This window comes from Streptococcus sp. GMD4S (assembly GCF_000296955.1).
In genome coordinates, this window is the sequence record NZ_AJRE01000311.1 from 1 (window position 1) to 856 (window position 856).

The 856-nt window shown below is 39.3% G+C and carries 1 protein-coding gene; it reads right to left on the reverse strand.

Features of this window, described 5'->3' with window-relative positions; genetic code table 11:
- Positions 1 to 15: 15 nt before the first annotated feature.
- Positions 16 to 468 carry a YhcH/YjgK/YiaL family protein gene (locus tag GMD4S_RS09580; protein WP_000575469.1) on the reverse strand — a complete coding sequence of 151 codons (453 nt, stop codon included), beginning with the start codon at positions 466 to 468 and terminating at the stop codon, positions 16 to 18.
- Between the last annotated feature and the right edge of the window lie 388 nt (positions 469 to 856).

An 856-nucleotide genomic window follows, 5' to 3' on the forward strand; every position in this document is an offset into this window, starting at 1 on the left:
CTCCTCCTGATTCTTTTAATCAATCAAAATTTTAAAGAGATACTTGCGAACCTTTTCTTCCATCCCTGCGTAGCCATTTGGCTGGTGTGGTTCTCCGGGGAAGAAAATCGCAAAATTGTGATAGCCCAACAAGATTGGGTAGCGTTCATGACAATGGACAAAACCAATGTCGCTCACTTCGTCGAATGCTACTGCCTCGTCTTTGATACGTGAACCGTAGCTCGAATATTCATGTCCTTCTACCAGTAAATGCAAGTCTGCATAGTGTTTATGGTGCTCAAACTGATCATTTTCAGCTTGATTGAGGACATTTTCCTGAACAACTAGAAAGACCTTGTCCCCGTCAATCTCATACTTACCGAGTTCGAAAGAATCCTTACGGTGCTGGTAGAGATAGTCGATAGCCTTATCTAGATTGGGATGAAGCCCTTTGTAAAAGGTGATGTTTTTCAAATCGTCAAAAATCATACTGTTTCCTTCGTTTCTGATAGTTACTAGTTTTCAGTTCCGAATTATCCTTCCTCTATTTCCCTGTAACAGTGCGGACGGAAGCAAATTCCTTCGGAATTTCATTCCTAATTTTTGAGCCTTTCACTCCTTCATCGTCAGTCTCAAAAATTCCGTCTAAGATAAGCGTTAATTGCTTATCTTAGATACCACTAAAGCGGGAAATAGTTACCCTAAAACGAACCTACTCTATCTAGCATCATGAAAAGAGTTCATTCTTAAGTTTATAAGTGTCTGACAAAACTTCACGAAGTAACTGCATACTCTCCATTTTGTAGACACTTATAACTCTATATTTCCATGGCATGTCAAGACCACTTCTGCAATCTTGATACACTAATTTACTTTT